The following is a 14,716-nucleotide window of genomic DNA, read 5'->3' on the forward strand; positions in this document are numbered from 1 at the left end:
AGTTGCAGGATCAGCCAGGAGATAATGCCGATGGCTGCGCCGCTGGCGACGCCGGAGAAGATAAGCACCGGGAAGTAGGCGAACATCTTGAGATTGGAGACCAGGAAGGAGGCCACCAGGATCTGCCCCAGGTTATGAGCGACACCGCCTGCGATGGAGACGCCGGTGATAGAGAACAAGCCGGTCTTTTTTAGCAGAACCATGACCAGGAAACTGAGAAGCGCACCCGCCATGGAGTAAGCCGCTCCGAAAACGCCGCTGAAAAGCAGTCCGGCGATCAGGACCCGCACGATGTTGACCGTCAGTGCATAGCGTGGCCCCAGATAATACAGGGCCACGATGATCACCAGGTTAGCGATCCCCAGCTTGATGCCGGGAATAGCCGGCGTGAAAGGAATCAAAAATTCAATGTATGAAAAAATCAGCGCCAGTGAGACCATGAGTGCGGTCAAGGCTGTGCGCCGCGCGCGGCTGTCGTGTTGAGTTGTCGGCACCTGCTGCAGTTTTGTGTGGTTGTTTTTCATACATGCCCCTTCTATCGTGCTATTGAGTCATATTCCGACTTGCCGCCCTGGATTTCCAGCATGACTTTATTGGGCAGGCATACGATGCTCTCTCCTGTCCGGGAGATAGAATGCTGCTGGACGCAATCCTGTCCGTGGCAATCAGAAAAACTCATTGAAACATGACCGTTCTTTATGGTAATCTTATTTATGTGAGAATCCTGTTTCACCTCGATCGTGCGGTCTTCTGCGAGGGAATAGGTTCCGAAGACCTTCCCGCCTCTGGTAATGACCAGTTCGCTTCCCGCTGTCTGACCGAAGGAAAAAAACCAGGACATGGCCAGCCCGATGACGATCAGGGCAAGAGCCAGTATCACATCCGCTTTTTTTATCATGAAAACACCTCCGGAGGTATAAGAAATATGCATATAACATCTCGAGCCGGCGCATGGGTGAAACTCCTGCCGGCAATACTGATAACAGTACTCATCATTATAACACAAACCGGGTGCGGTGAAAAAGACCCTGTTTCCAAATCTGACTTCTGTCTGGACACCACCTGCGATATCAAGATCTATGACATGAAGACCGGCGAGGTAGGTAAGATCCTGGACGGCGCGTTCGAGGAGATCGACAAGTATGAAAACCTCATGAGCAAAACCATCGAAGGCAGCGATGTCTACAAGATCAACCACGCTCAGGGGCAGCCTGTGGAAGTCTCAAAAGACACTTTAAAAGTCATTGAACTGGGAATCGAAATGGGGGATCTTTCCGGAGGCATGTTCGACATCACCATAGGAAAAGTCTCGTCCCTCTGGAACTTCACCGGAGACGACCCGAAAGTCCCGGAGCAGGCGGATCTCACAGAAGCCCTCAAGACCGTAAACTACAAACAGATCGATATCAATGACAGTGCCGTAAGCATGAAGGATCCGCAGGCACAGCTGGATCTGGGAGGCGTGGCCAAGGGCTATATCGCAGACCGCATCTGTGACTATCTGAAAAACCAGGGCGTAGAAAAAGCCGTGATAAACCTGGGCGGCAATGTAGCCGTACTGGGAGAAAAGGCGAAGGACACTCCGTGGAACATCGCCATCGAGCGGCCCTACAGCGATAGGACCGAGATGATGGGTTATGTTTCGGTCAAAGACGCAACGGTTGTGACCTCCGGTATCTATGAACGGAAATTCGAACAGGACGGTGTGCTGTATCATCACGTGCTGGATCCTCACACCGGCTATCCGGTCGATACAGATCTGGAAGCAGTGACGATTCGCGCGGCACGGGGCAATTCAGGCTTCTGTGACGGACTTTCTACCGTGTGTCTCATGCTGGGGCATGATAAGGCGCAGGCGCTGATCCAGACTTTGCAGGAGGAGCATCCGGAGATGAAACTGGAAGCCGCCTTTATAGACAAAAACGACGCCATGACCCAGACTGACGGCATGGATGTCAAGAAGGATGAATGATATGATAAAACACATTGATGTGATCGTACCCTGCTACAACGAGGAAAGCAGCCTGGATCGTTTCTGGAAAGAATCCGGCGAGGCATTTTCTGCCATCGAGGGATACGAATTCCGCTATATTTTCATAGACGACGGCAGCAGCGATGAAACTCTGCAAAAGATCCGCCGGCTGGCGGCTTTGCAGGAGACTGCAAAGGGCGAGGCGTCTGATGCTCCGGACCCTGACACGATCCTCGGAGCGTCCGATGCTCCGGGCCCTGACACGATCCTCGGAACGTCCGATGCTCCGGGTCCTGACACGATCCTCGGAGCAACCGGTGATCCGGCTCCCGGAAATCCCGGAGCATGCCCGCAGGTTTCCTACATTTCCTTCAGCAGAAACTTCGGCAAGGAAGCCGCCATGTATGCCGGACTGCAGGCATCTGACGGAGACTTTGCAGTGATCATGGACGCAGATCTGCAGCATCCCCCGCAGCTTGTGGCGGAAATGATCCGGATCGTGGAAGAGACTGGATGCGACAGCTGTGCTGCACGGCGCGTGAGCCGCAAGGGAGAACCGAAGATCCGAAGTGCTTTGGCGAGAGCGTTTTATAAATTGATGAACCGGTACAGTGACATCGAGATCGTGGACGGAGCGGTGGATTTCCGGCTTATGAACCGAAAGATGGTGAAAGCCATCGTGGGTATGCCGGAGAATCAGCGCTTTTCCAAGGGAATCTTCGCCTGGGTCGGATTCAGCACGGAATGGATCGAATTCGAGAACGTGAGACGGATCGCAGGAGAAAGTAAATGGACCATGTGGGGACTGATGAAATACGCACTGGATGGATTTATAGATTTCGCAGAAGCACCGCTGAAATTTGTAGGAGTCCTGGGAGGATTGACCACCCTATGCTCCGCCGTTTACTTTATTATTGAATTTTTAAAGACAGTGATCGTCGGCAAGGATACACCGGGATACGCGTCGACCATTTGCCTGATACTGTTTTTTGGCGGGCTGATCATTGCCATACTCAGTCTGATCGCAGAATACATCGGAAGAATGTATATGGAGACGAAAGGAAGACCGATTTACATCGAAAAGGAAAGCAACATAGATGAAGACAAGGAAAGAAAAGCCGATTAAGATCGGCACATCCTGCAGGGAAATTTTACAACGAAACAAACTGATCCTGGCAGCGTTCTGCCTGCCGGTGATTTTAATGCTCCTGGCATTTCTGGTGATGGGGATCTATCCGGCAGGGGAAAATCAGATCGCGGTCATCGATATGTATCATCAGTATGTCCCGTTCCTGGGAGAACTGCAGGCCAAGCTGCAGAGCGGCGGCAGTCTGTTTTACACCTGGAACGGTGCCGGAGGAAGCAATTTCTGGAGCCTGCTGGCCTATTACGGTGCCAGTCCTCTGAATCTGATCCTGGTTCTGTTCCCGAAGAAATTCCTCATGGAAGGGGTCACGCTGATCCTGCTTTTGAAGATCGGACTTGCCGGAAGTACGATGGCGGTGTATCTGCGTGCGATCGTCTGGGAAAAGGACAAGCGCAGTGCGGATATCTCCCTGGTGGGATTCGCGACTCTGTATGCGCTGTGCTCGTATGTGATGGCATACTACTGGTGCATCATGTGGATGGATGCAGTGGCACTGCTGCCACTTTGCATACTGGGACTTCATAAGATCCTGGACGGACGCAGCGGCGTGTTTTATACCGTATGCCTGGCACTGGTGGTTTTTATCAACTACTATATGGCTATCATGATCTGTATTTTTATTCTGTTTTATTATCCTGTGCTGTATTTCATCAAGGTGCAGGGAGAGAGTGCAGGACATTTTTTTAAGACGACTGGCCGGGCTGTCGGGTATTCCCTGCTGGGAGTGCTTATGTCTGCTGTCATGCTGCTTCCGACCTGGATGAGCATGCAGTCCACATATTATATTTCAGCAGATATGCCGGAAAAAACGGAACTGTATAATGACCTTCTGGATATTTTGAACCAGATGCTGCCCAATGCGGAGCTGACCTATCGTGAGGGGCTGCCGAATCTGTACTGCGGTATGTTCGTAGTGATCCTTCTGGTGTTTTACTGGATCAGCAGAACGATCCCACTGCGGGAAAAATTATTTAACGGAGCCTTTCTGGTGTTCCTGATCTTCAGCCTCAACATCAATAAGCTGGATTTCATCTGGCATGGATTTCATTTCCCGAATCAGCTGCCGTATCGCTATACTTTTATGATCTGTTTTCTGCTCATCGCAATGGCGTATCAAGTATTCCAGCGGGTGGATGAGCTCAGGGTCAATCATCTCTGGATCCTGCTGGTAGCCGGTGGGGGATACTATTTGCTGGCGCAGAAGATTTTGACGGAGCATATTAAAGATCTGGATCTGTTTGTCTACAGCGGTCTGGCGTGGCTGGCGCTGTACGTCGCGATCCTGCTCCTGTACAAGAAGGGAAGACTGCCAAAGAATCTTCTGCTGATCCTGACCGTTATTTTACTGACATGTGAGATGGCGTCTAACACCTGCACTTCCATCGATCAGGTCGGGACCACGCAGCGCAGCAATTATTATGCTAATGAGGCGGACATCGCGAAGCTGGCGAAGAAGACGGAAGGCACGGATGGTCGATTCGGCCGCACCGAAATGAACGACAACTATATTTTAAACTGCCCTGCCATGTACCACTATAAAGGGATATCTCAGTTTTCATCTTCTCTGAATGCCAATGCGACTGCCTTGATGGAGCACATCGGTGTGGAGGGAGCACCGGACAAGAATCGATTCAATTATAATCAGACAGATCCGGTAACCAATGCGATGCTGAACATCCGCTACCTGATAGGAAAAAACCTGCCGATCGACGATAGTGATTTTAAACAGATCGCAAAATCGGGGAATTCCAGGCTCTATGAGAGCATATATCCCCTGTCCATCGGATATATGACGGCAGACACTATCAGGACGTGGAACTACGAGCAGGAAAATCCTTTCATGGTGCTTGATGATTACGTGCGTGCAGTGACTCAGAACAAATACACAAGTGTGTTTGCAGAAATCGAACCAGTCGATGTATCTGCTGCGAACATAGAGCTGTCGAGTACAGGAGACGGCATGTGGGACAGCACCCTGAAAAACGAAACGAAAAAAAGCAAGACCATCTTGACCTATCAGGCACAGCAGACCGGAAAACAGTACCTGTTTATCGAAGCAGATGATGCGGATGCTATCACCGTCAGCCAGGAGAAAAAGGATGACAAGATCGAGATCCGAAACGACTGCGGCTCTATAGTCAATCTGGGCGAAATGGATAGCGGAACGGAATTTACCGTGACCATCGAATACAAGGAAGGAAAGGGTGGCAGTGTTGTCAGCCATGTCTGCACCATGGACGAGGCCGTATGGCAGGATGCCTATAAGATGCTGTCCGCCAGCATGCTGGATGTGACGGACTATGGAGATTCCTGTCTGAAAGGAACCATCAATGTACAGGAAGACGGTGTGTTTGTCACGTCGGTGCCGTATGAAGCGGGTTGGAAGCTGAAAGTAGACGGTCACACCCGCGAAATCAACGAGCTGATAGGCGGAGCATGGATATCCACCAGTTTATCTGCCGGGGAACATCAGATCGAACTCAGTTTCCGGCCGCCGGGACTGATCGCAGGTCTTTTGATCACGCTGGCCAGCATCGGGCTTCTCATCGCAGCAGAATGGTGGCGGAGAAGGCGTATGCTCCGGAAGCTGCAAAGCGTGCTGCCGGCGATCTTCGCGGACATGGAGGCTGTCGGTGAAGCGGGATTGACAGAAAGCCTGGATATTCCGGAGCACGCAGAAGCATTTGATATTTCATCAGCTTCGCCACTTTTCGATGAGAGTTCGGAAGAGGCGAGGGATCTCCACTAGCGGGATCTGATTATAATACAGAGCGAGAAGTCCTTCTTTAGGATGAGGGACTGCAGGGATGCCGAGTTGTTCGGCATCCTTTTTTAATTCTTCCGTGGTTTTACGGGATTTCACATTGAGGATGACGCTGATCCCCGAGGATGTGTTTTTTACCGTGACGAAATCCGACGCTTCTTCTGCAAAGGTGTCGGTCACGGCGGAAAGCTTCTGAGAATACAGTTTTCTCAGCTTTTTAATGTGGGTCTGGTAGTGGCCGCTTTCCATGAACATGGCCAGGGTCAGCTGCTCCAGCTTGGAACAGGTCTGGGAGTAGTCCTGAGCCATGGAAGAAAAGAGGCGGGCCATTTCCTCCGGGAGCACCATATAACTGATTTTTACTGCGGCAAACAAAGTGCTGGAAAAAGAACCGAGGTATATGACGCGGCTGCTGTTTTCCAGACTCTTGAGTGCGGGGATCGGTTTACTGAAATACCGCAGTTCACTGTCGTAGTCGTCTTCGATAATGTAGCTGTCGTTGCTGGCCGCCCACCCCATCAGCTCGTAGCGGCGGCCAATGGGCATCACGGCGCCGGTCGGCACGTGATTAGACGGACTGACGTAGACGGCGGTGCGGATATTGGTCGGAAGCTTTTCGATGATCAGACCGTCATCAGCAACATCTACAGGAGTCAGTGCGAAGCCACGGTCGCGGAAGATGCTGCGAACCGGAAGATATCCCGGATCTTCCAGAGCAACGTGTTCGATAGAAAGTTTCCGAAGGAGAGTTGCCAGATGATTGGTGATCTGCTGGGTGCCTGCACCGATGATGATCTGCTCCGGATCGCAGGAAACGCCGCGTGACATATAGAGATATCGGGAGATCTCTGCCCGAAGTTCAGGCTCTCCTTGGGGATCACTTTCAAAGAATAAGGAGGTGGAAAATTCAGTCAGGATCTTATTCATGCATTTTTTCCACTTGTTGAAATCGAAGCAGTCTGGATCACAGTGGAAAACAGGGCTCTCGTCGCCGGGGCTGGAAGTGTTTTCTGCCGTGCCCTGTGGTGCCAGCAGTTCGCTGGCGGAAGGTGTCTGTGTATGGCTGAGATGAGAAAACACATCGCGAACATAGTATCCGGACTGGGCTTTGCTGTACACATAACCTTCTACCAGCAGCTGATTGTAGCTCTGCTCCACGGTGGTCACGCTTAGCCCTGTGGATCTGGAAAGGCTTCGAAGGGATGGCAGTTTTTCGTTTTCACGGATCTCGCCTTTTAAAATAGCCTCCTTTATGTAATCGTAAAGCTGCAGGTAATATGGCTTTTTTCGGCTGTCATCCAGCACGGGCATGATGGCTTTCATGGCTTCCTCCTGATTGTACTGATACTATAGTATAAAATAAACAGTGGGGTTTGAAAAGAGGCTATTATGTAAAGGCATCACTTCCCCTTTTCAAAGCAAATGAAAGATGGTAAAATAAATACCGTGTTTAGAAGAAGGGAAAGGATGGATTATGGAGATTCTGAAAATAAAAAATACTGTCTTGCAGGCTGGTCGGCCTAAGGTGGCGGTCTCGCTGATGAGTCAGCAGCCACAGGAGATCATCGCAGAGTGTGAACGAGCGGCATTGCTTCCGTGCGATTTGATCGAATGGCGTGCAGACAGCTATCTGTCCGGAATCGCAGATCTGGAGGAAGTTCTCCAGGAGAAAGATTTTTACCTGGACTTTCTGAAAATTTTAGATGATCTGGAATATATAGCGGCAGACAAGCCTCTGATCTTTACGATGAGAAGTGTGCAGCAGGAAGGGATGCTTCAGCTTTCGCAGATGCAGAAGGCTGAGATCTATCAGCTGGTTGCCCGATCCGGACTGGCGGGACTGATCGATGTGGAGCTTCCGGCGTCAGCACAGACGGCTGATGATATCTGCGAGGATGGCGGGATTTCTCTGCGGGAGCAGATCGATGAGATCCATGCCTTTGGCGGCAAAGTCATCTGTTCCTACCACGAGTTTGACCGGATGCTGGCTCCAGAGGAAATCCTGGGCAGGATCCACATCATGCAGGATGCAGGAGCAGACGTGTTCAAGATCGCAGCTATGGCTGTAACGAAAGAAGATGCAGAAAGTTTGTTGAAGACAACGGCATTCCTTCATCAGCATGGTATCGGACCGCTGGTGATGATGGCTATGGGTGAATGGGGCAAGACCACACGGGTGGCAGCCGGTCGTTATGGATCTTGTATCACCTTTGCAGCAGGACAGGAAGCCTCTGCACCGGGACAGGTGGATGTGTTTACCATGCTCAAGTGGCTGAACGATTATTATGGAGAAGAATCATAGATACGGAGAAAGAAAGTGACGGATTTTATAAAAGTAGAAAATCTGGTTTTTGATTATATAAAGAGCGAGGACGAAAGCACTTTTCGTGCTATCGACGATGTGAGCTTTACCGTAGAAAAGGGAAGTTTCACAGCGATCATCGGACAGAATGGCTCGGGGAAATCCACGCTGGCAAAGAACATCAACGGTCTTTTGGTGCCTACTGCAGGAAAGATCTATGTAGACGGACTGGATTCGGCGGATCCGGAGAATATCTGGGAAGTGCGGCAGAGAGTGGCAATGGTGTTTCAGAACCCGGATAACCAGATCGTATCATCTGTAGTAGAGGACGATGTGGCCTTTGGTCCGGAAAACCTGGGAGTCGATCCTAAAGAGATCCGAAAGAGAGTGGATGAGGCTCTGAAAAGTGTAGAGATGTACGAATTTCGCAGGAAGGCGCCTCACCTTCTGTCGGGCGGTCAGAAGCAGCGGATCGCGATTGCCGGAGCCGTTGCAATGGAACCGGAATGCATCGTGTTCGATGAGCCGACGGCGATGCTGGACCCGCGTGGCAGAAGGGAAGTTATGAATGTGATCCATCGCCTGAATGAGAAGGGAATCACAGCGCTTCTGATCACCCATTTTATGGAGGAAGCAGCACAGGCAGATAAAGTCATCGTGCTGGATCAGGGTGAAGTCAAAATGATAGGAACGCCGCTGGAAATTTTTCGCCGCGCGGAAGAACTGAAGGCTCTCAGCCTTGGAGTTCCACCGGCTGTAGATCTGGCGGATCGTTTGCGGCAGCGCGGGATCGAGGTTCCGCAGGATCTGCTGGAAGTAGAAGATATTGTGAGGTATTTATGTCAATTGAAGTAAAGGGACTGACACATATATACAGTGAAGGACTGCCGGATGAATCCCTGGCTCTGGAAGATATCAGTTTCCGGGCGGAGGATGGCCAGCTGGTAGGACTCATCGGGCATACCGGATCTGGGAAATCTACACTGGTACAGCATCTCAACGGATTGCTGAAGCCGAAGAAGGGACATATCATAGTTGGTGATGTGGATATTACGGCAGAAAATGTGGTCATGAGGGACATCCGCAGGAAAATCGGGCTGGTGTTCCAGTATCCGGAGTATCAGTTGTTTGAAGAAACTGTTGCAAAGGATGTGGCATTTGGACCGTCCAATCTGGGTCTTACGGCAGAAGAAGTGGATGAACGTGTGCGTGAGGCCATAGAGCTTGTAGGACTGGATTATGATAAAGTAAAGAATCTTTCGCCGTTCGATCTTTCGGGTGGGCAGAAGCGGCGTGCAGCCATTGCGGGCGTCATCGCCATGAAGCCGGAGGTGCTTATTCTCGATGAGCCGACAGCAGGTCTTAATCCTAAGGCGCATGCTGATATTCTGTCTATGGTGGAGAAAATCCACGAGAGTGAGAAAAACATTATTTTTCTTGTATCGCATAACATGGACGATATCGCCAGGATGTCGGATAAAGTACTTGTTATGGATCACGGAAAAATGATGATGGATGGAACACCGGAAGAAGTCTTTTCGCGTGGGGACGAACTGAAAAAAATGGGACTGGCACTGCCGGCATCGATGGAGATCGCTGCTCAGCTGCGTGAAAACGGCTTTGCGGTGGGAGGAACGTGTCTGACGATGGAAGAGACTGCAGACGGGATAGCAGAGGTATTGAAACGATGATAAGAGATATTACTCTCGGACAGTTTTATCCGGGGAATTCATGGATACACCGACTGGACCCAAGGGTCAAGATCATGGTCACGCTGCTTTATATCGTGTCCATTTTTGTGGTGAAAGATTTCATCGGTTTTGCACTGGCTGCACTGGGACTTGCGGTAGTGATCGCTATTTCCCGGGTACCGCTGAAATTCATACTGCGGGGACTGAAACCGATTTTCATCCTGATCGCATTTACGTTTATTATCAATATGTTTATGATCAAAGGGGAAGTGCTGGTTTCCTTCTGGATCTTCAGCATCAGCAGAGAAGGGCTGCGAATGGCCGTATTTATGGCGATCCGGCTGATTTTACTGATCATCGGCTCGTCGCTTTTGACTCTGACCACCAAGCCTATAAGCCTGACGGATGGAATGGAAGCACTGCTGTCACCCTTTAAAAGATTCGGGCTTCCGGCTCACGATCTGGCAATGATGATGACCATCGCACTGCGATTTATCCCAACGCTGCTTGAGGAGACGGACAAGATCATGAAGGCTCAGATGGCTCGTGGAGCCGATTTTGAGAGCGGTAATATTTTAAGAAGAGCGAAAGCGCTGATCCCGATCCTGGTACCGCTGTTTATCAGTGCATTCCGGATCGCCCAGGATCTGGCCATGGCTATGGAAGCCAGATGCTACGGCAGCAACAGCAAAAAGACACGCATGAATGGCATGAAGATCTGTTCGAGAGATATCGCAGCATGCCTGATATTTGCCGCATTTTTAGCGATGATCATACTGGAAAGGATCCTGCTGTGAGACAGAGAAAAGCAAAAGACCTGGACAAGAGACTGCAGGAATGCAGTGACTATATCGTGCCTCTTCCAGAGGACGGCGGGCGTTCTTATGGAGAAATCGGCAGCAAGGATCCGAACTTTCAGAGTCCGGAACATGAGGCGGCGCTCCGCCAGCTTTGGAAAGCGTGTTTTCCTCGCCAGCGCGATCTTTATTTAGAGATCGGATGCGGCAAGGGAGATTTTATCACCCGGAAAGCTGCAAAGGATCCGGCAAGCGATTTTCTGGCCATAGAAGGGCAGGAAACCGTTATTTTGCGTGCGCTGGAAAAAGCAAAAGGATTGACGTCCGAAGAACTGCCGGATGAAGCGGGGCGGGAGCCTTTGCAGAACCTGAAATTCATGTTGACTTTCGTGGATCACATGAGCGATTATTTTCTGGAAAATCAGCTCTCCGGCGTGTACCTTAATTTCAGCGATCCATGGCCAAAGGCGCGTCATGCCAAACGGCGGCTGACATATCGGAAACGGCTTTTAGATTACGGCTGGGCGGTGAGGCCGGGTGGATTTATCGAAATCAAGACGGACAATGATCCGCTTTATGCCTTTACGCTGGAGGAACTGGAAGCGGTCGGCTACGAGATCGTGGAACAGACAGCAGACCTGCACCACAGTGACTATGCAGCACGTCTGGTGATGACTGAATACGAAAAGAAGTTCCACAGCCGTGGCAAGAATATCAATTATGTGAAGGCTCTGGTGCCATAGGGCTATGATTTCCCTGGTGGCAAGCGGGAATGAAAATAGTGAAAAAATAGTGAAAAAATAGTGAACCAGCTGGTAATATAACAAAAAGAAAGACAGAGAATCGTTTCATTTGATATAGATTCTCTGTTTTCTTTTTTACAGCCCCTTGATATATTTCCCGGGATCTACCGGTTCATCCTTTAGCTTCATCGAAAAATGCAGATGCTCCGCTCCGCTGGCTTCGAAGGTGGACGTCTTGCCGACTTTTCCGATGACATCGCCGCGGGAAACGACCTCCCCTAGTTCCACAAGACCGTCCTCGGCCAGATTTCCGTAGAGGGACAGCAGATCGTTTCCGTGGCTGATCTCCACGATCATGCCGTAACGATCATCCTTTTCGATACGAGTCACGGTACCGCTGGCACAGGTTTTGACGCTGGTTCCTGCCGGAGCGGCCAGGTCAATGCCGTCGTGAGTCATGTACTGATCCAGAGTTTCCCAGTAAATTGGCATATCCATGGAATATTTTTGGATCACTTCGCCAGAAAGAGGCTTTATAAAGCTGGCAGACGAGTTGCTGCCGGAACTTTTGCTGTCCTGGCTGTCTACGACCTCTGCTGCTGTGTTTTCGGACGTTTTGCTGACCGATTTTTTCTTAACGACCTCCGCCGCCTTATCGATTTGCAGGTTGTCACGTACTTTATTGACGGTGGACGTTACTGCAAAGACTGCAACCAGAGCTGCCAGACAGAAGAACAGCACCAGTGCGATGGCAGGGCGATCTTTTACTTTCTTTTCCTGTCGCATGAAATTTCACCTCCTTGGAGTTAGTATCGACGGGTAATCTGGAAATCATACTGGAATGAATGAAAACGACGGCAACTTTTTATGATTTTAATAAAAAAATACTTAAAATAATCATAGTTTTTTTACCCGCGTTCATAGAAAATCTGCAGGTAAGCTTTTTCAAATAACATATAGAGCGATTACATTCCGAGAATGGATAATATATTGTTGGAAAGGGGATTCGCTTGTACAAGTTTTTCAAATAATAGAAAACAATGGGCTTGATTTCGCTCTCGAATCAGAACCCTTTGTGATAATTATGATTTGAGAGATAATTTTTGTGCAAAAAGTGGAATGTGATACCGCGAACCACTTGTAATCCCAAACAGGCATGGTATAATGAAGCCATTGCGATTGAAATAAAAACATTAGAGGTGAACAATATGGCGGAATATATTTTAGCAAGAGGGAACGGAAGACACATCCCTCATGAAGACAAGATTTTTGGTATCAGCAATCGTGCCAAGGCTATGATCGCTGAAAAGGGGGCTGACAAGGTAATCAATGCGACCATCGGATCCCTGCTGGATGATAACGGCAACCTGGTAGTGCTGTCCTCCGTTGATGAGGTGTTCAAGCATCTGAGTCCGGCAGAATACGCGGACTATGCACCGATCGGAGGGATAAAACCGTTCCGTGAAGCAGTACAGCAGGCTGCATTTGGATCCCATCGTCCGAAGGGATACGTAGAAGCGGTAGCAACGCCGGGCGGTACAGGATCTTTAAGAAATGTCATCGCCAACTACTCCGACGGTGGAGATCAGGTGCTGACGTCTGACTGGCACTGGGCGCCGTACAACACCATCGCAGGAGAAATCGGACGGAGCATCGCGACGTTTGAATTCTTCACAGAAAATGGTAAATTCAATATCGACTCTTTTCAGAAAAAATCTGCAGAGCTGCTGGCCAAGCAGGAGAGTTTGGTTATCATTCTGAATACACCGGCACATAATCCGACAGGATATTCCTTGACGCTGGAAGACTGGGATCATGTGATCGCTGTGCTGCAGGAAGAAGCGAAATGCGGTAAAGCCATCGCTCTGGTCATCGATGCGGCTTACATCGACTTTGCAGGAGATGAAGAAGAATACAGAAGATTCCTGCCGAAGCTGGAGGCACTTCCTGAAAACGTGCTGCCGATCATGGCCTACAGTCTTTCCAAAACTTATACATTATACGGAACTCGCTGCGGAGCAATGATCTGCATCGCTAAGACCAAGGAGATCGCTGACGAATTTAAGAGAGTCTGCGAATACTCCTCCAGAGGGTCATGGTCTAACAGTGCAAAGGTGGCGCAGGTCATTCTGTCCAGGATCTATGGAGAGCCGGGCCTTTTAGAGCGTGTAGATAAAGAGCGTGCTCATTATAGAGAAATGCTCATCAAGCGAGGCAGAGCGTTCGAAGAAGAAGCTAAGAAAGTTGGCCTGAAAATCGTGCCGTTCGACGCAGGATTCTTTATCTCAATCCCGTGCAGCGATCCGGATGCGATCAGTGCAAAGCTGGAAAAAGAAGGCGTATTCATCGTGCCGCTGGCAAAGGGACTGCGTGTATCAGTAGCTTCCATTTCTGAAGACAAGTGCCGCAAGCTGCCGGCTATTATCAAGGCTGCTATGGAAGAATAGATAACTTTTTGGATGCAAAGTGATGTCCTGAGGGTGTGTGATATGCCCTCAGGATTTTTATTTCAAAAAATTAACAAATAATTTACAAATTATGGTTGACATATATTTCCACTAGCGTTATAATACACTCACAAGAGAGGTATTGTATTGATGAGAGAAAGGAGATTACATATGTCATCAAACAGGGACTTTGACCGAGAGGTCACTTTTGAGATCGTAGAGGAGATCGGCGTGATCGCGACCCACTCTACCGGCTGGAAGAAAGAATTGAATCTGGTCAGCTGGAACGGAGGGCAGGCGAAGTACGATATCCGTGACTGGGATCCGGGTCATAGCCGAATGTCACGGGGAGTCACGCTAAAAGAGCAGGAGATGCGTCAGATCGTAGAGCTGCTTCGAAGACGCAGGCCACACCGCAGAGACCGGGAACAGGAGCAGGGCGTCATGGTGGATACGCCAATGGATCCGGCAGAGAGCTTTGCAGAAGCTCCGGCTTCATCGGTATCAGATGGGCAGAGCCAGGCAGTGCCGGCGGCAAACCTGCAGAGTCAGGAAACACAGCAGCCTGGGGAGGAGCCTTTGCAGGGATCTATGCGGGAAACGGAGGAGCCGCAGGAAATGCCAGGATCCCAACAGATGCCGGGCTCGCAAGAGATGGCAGCATCCAGGGAAACGGATGACGACTTTTTTGTTCCGGAGGTTCAGAATTTAGATGCTGCTACAGAGGGAGGTTGTTCCTGCTGCGGCTGATGACAGAAAACTAAAACAGCTTTGTACATAATATCTAAAACCCTTTATTATAACCGAAGGAGGGAGCCAGCATGCAGGCTCCTTTTTTCGTGGGGCTGGCGCC

The 14,716-nt window shown here is 49.9% G+C and carries 14 protein-coding genes; 10 read left to right on the plus strand and 4 right to left on the minus strand.

The genetic code is table 11. The annotated features are described in order from the left end of the window. Positions 1 to 452, minus strand: a 452-nt coding sequence (locus H8876_RS06315; RefSeq protein WP_249287027.1) for a Gx transporter family protein, incomplete at its 3' end; no start/stop codon positions are given. An 83-nt stretch (positions 453 to 535) separates the two neighbouring features. Beyond that, the gene (locus H8876_RS06320) at positions 536 to 898 is read right to left on the minus strand and encodes a NusG domain II-containing protein (RefSeq protein ID WP_249287028.1); all 363 of its coding nucleotides are present in this window, start codon (positions 896 to 898) and stop codon (positions 536 to 538) included. A 27-nt stretch (positions 899 to 925) separates the two neighbouring features. Between H8876_RS06320 and H8876_RS06325 the strand changes: the two genes are divergently transcribed. From H8876_RS06325 to H8876_RS06335, 3 genes are read left to right on the plus strand one after another with little or no spacing between them, the layout of a single operon-like run. Beyond that, entirely contained in the window at positions 926 to 1,972 is a 1,047-nt protein-coding gene (locus H8876_RS06325) for an FAD:protein FMN transferase (RefSeq protein WP_249287029.1), read from the plus strand. 1 nt (position 1,973) lies between these two features. Then, positions 1,974 to 3,098 (plus strand): glycosyltransferase family 2 protein, encoded by a 1,125-nt coding sequence (locus H8876_RS06330; protein ID WP_249287030.1) that lies wholly within the window; start codon positions 1,974 to 1,976, stop codon positions 3,096 to 3,098. Beyond that, entirely contained in the window at positions 3,070 to 5,868 is a 2,799-nt protein-coding gene (locus H8876_RS06335) for a YfhO family protein (RefSeq protein ID WP_249287031.1), read from the plus strand. Before H8876_RS06330 ends, H8876_RS06335 begins: the two co-directional genes overlap by 29 nt. On the opposite strand, the gene pdxR is transcribed toward H8876_RS06335, so the two are convergent. Further along, complete coding sequence (gene pdxR / locus H8876_RS06340) at positions 5,815 to 7,206, minus strand: MocR-like pyridoxine biosynthesis transcription factor PdxR (RefSeq protein ID WP_249287032.1); 1,392 nt, start codon at positions 7,204 to 7,206, stop codon at positions 5,815 to 5,817. The two genes, H8876_RS06335 and pdxR, sit on opposite strands and share 54 nt — an antisense overlap. A gap of 151 nt (positions 7,207 to 7,357) precedes the next feature. Between pdxR and aroD the strand changes: the two genes are divergently transcribed. Genes aroD through trmB form a run of 5 tightly spaced genes read left to right on the plus strand, consistent with a single transcriptional unit; the run spans position 7,358 to position 11,416 of the window. Next, positions 7,358 to 8,185: a type I 3-dehydroquinate dehydratase gene (gene aroD, locus H8876_RS06345; RefSeq protein WP_249287033.1), complete on the plus strand. Its 828-nt coding sequence runs from the start codon at positions 7,358 to 7,360 to the stop codon at positions 8,183 to 8,185. Between the two features lie 15 nt (positions 8,186 to 8,200). Then, positions 8,201 to 9,040: an energy-coupling factor transporter ATPase gene (locus tag H8876_RS06350; RefSeq protein WP_177264434.1), complete on the plus strand. Its 840-nt coding sequence runs from the start codon at positions 8,201 to 8,203 to the stop codon at positions 9,038 to 9,040. Next, positions 9,025 to 9,876: an energy-coupling factor transporter ATPase gene (locus H8876_RS06355; RefSeq protein ID WP_249287034.1), complete on the plus strand. Its 852-nt coding sequence runs from the start codon at positions 9,025 to 9,027 to the stop codon at positions 9,874 to 9,876. Before H8876_RS06350 ends, H8876_RS06355 begins: the two co-directional genes overlap by 16 nt. Next, the gene (locus tag H8876_RS06360) at positions 9,873 to 10,673 is read left to right on the plus strand and encodes an energy-coupling factor transporter transmembrane component T family protein (RefSeq protein WP_177264436.1); all 801 of its coding nucleotides are present in this window, start codon (positions 9,873 to 9,875) and stop codon (positions 10,671 to 10,673) included. Before H8876_RS06355 ends, H8876_RS06360 begins: the two co-directional genes overlap by 4 nt. Next, positions 10,670 to 11,416: a tRNA (guanosine(46)-N7)-methyltransferase TrmB gene (gene trmB / locus H8876_RS06365; protein WP_249287035.1), complete on the plus strand. Its 747-nt coding sequence runs from the start codon at positions 10,670 to 10,672 to the stop codon at positions 11,414 to 11,416. The genes H8876_RS06360 and trmB overlap by 4 nt, the downstream gene beginning before the upstream one ends. A 135-nt stretch (positions 11,417 to 11,551) precedes the next feature. Here trmB and H8876_RS06370 read toward each other — a convergent pair whose 3' ends face one another. Beyond that, a complete protein-coding gene (locus tag H8876_RS06370; protein ID WP_249287036.1) occupies positions 11,552 to 12,202 on the minus strand; it encodes a M23 family metallopeptidase in 651 nt (216 codons plus the stop codon). A 422-nt stretch (positions 12,203 to 12,624) separates the two neighbouring features. Here H8876_RS06370 and H8876_RS06375 point away from each other — a divergent pair, with 422 nt between their 5' ends. Both H8876_RS06375 and H8876_RS10375 read left to right on the plus strand, forming a co-directional pair. Continuing rightward, on the plus strand, positions 12,625 to 13,863 hold the full coding sequence (locus H8876_RS06375) for a pyridoxal phosphate-dependent aminotransferase (protein ID WP_177264439.1): 1,239 nt from the start codon (positions 12,625 to 12,627) through the stop codon (positions 13,861 to 13,863). 171 nt (positions 13,864 to 14,034) lie between these two features. Beyond that, the gene (locus tag H8876_RS10375) at positions 14,035 to 14,613 is read left to right on the plus strand and encodes a YdbC family protein (protein WP_465250736.1); all 579 of its coding nucleotides are present in this window, start codon (positions 14,035 to 14,037) and stop codon (positions 14,611 to 14,613) included. Positions 14,614 to 14,716 lie beyond the last annotated feature (103 nt).

This window comes from Lentihominibacter faecis, assembly GCF_014306095.1.
In the GTDB taxonomy this organism is placed as follows: domain Bacteria; phylum Bacillota; class Clostridia; order Peptostreptococcales; family Anaerovoracaceae; genus Lentihominibacter; species Lentihominibacter faecis.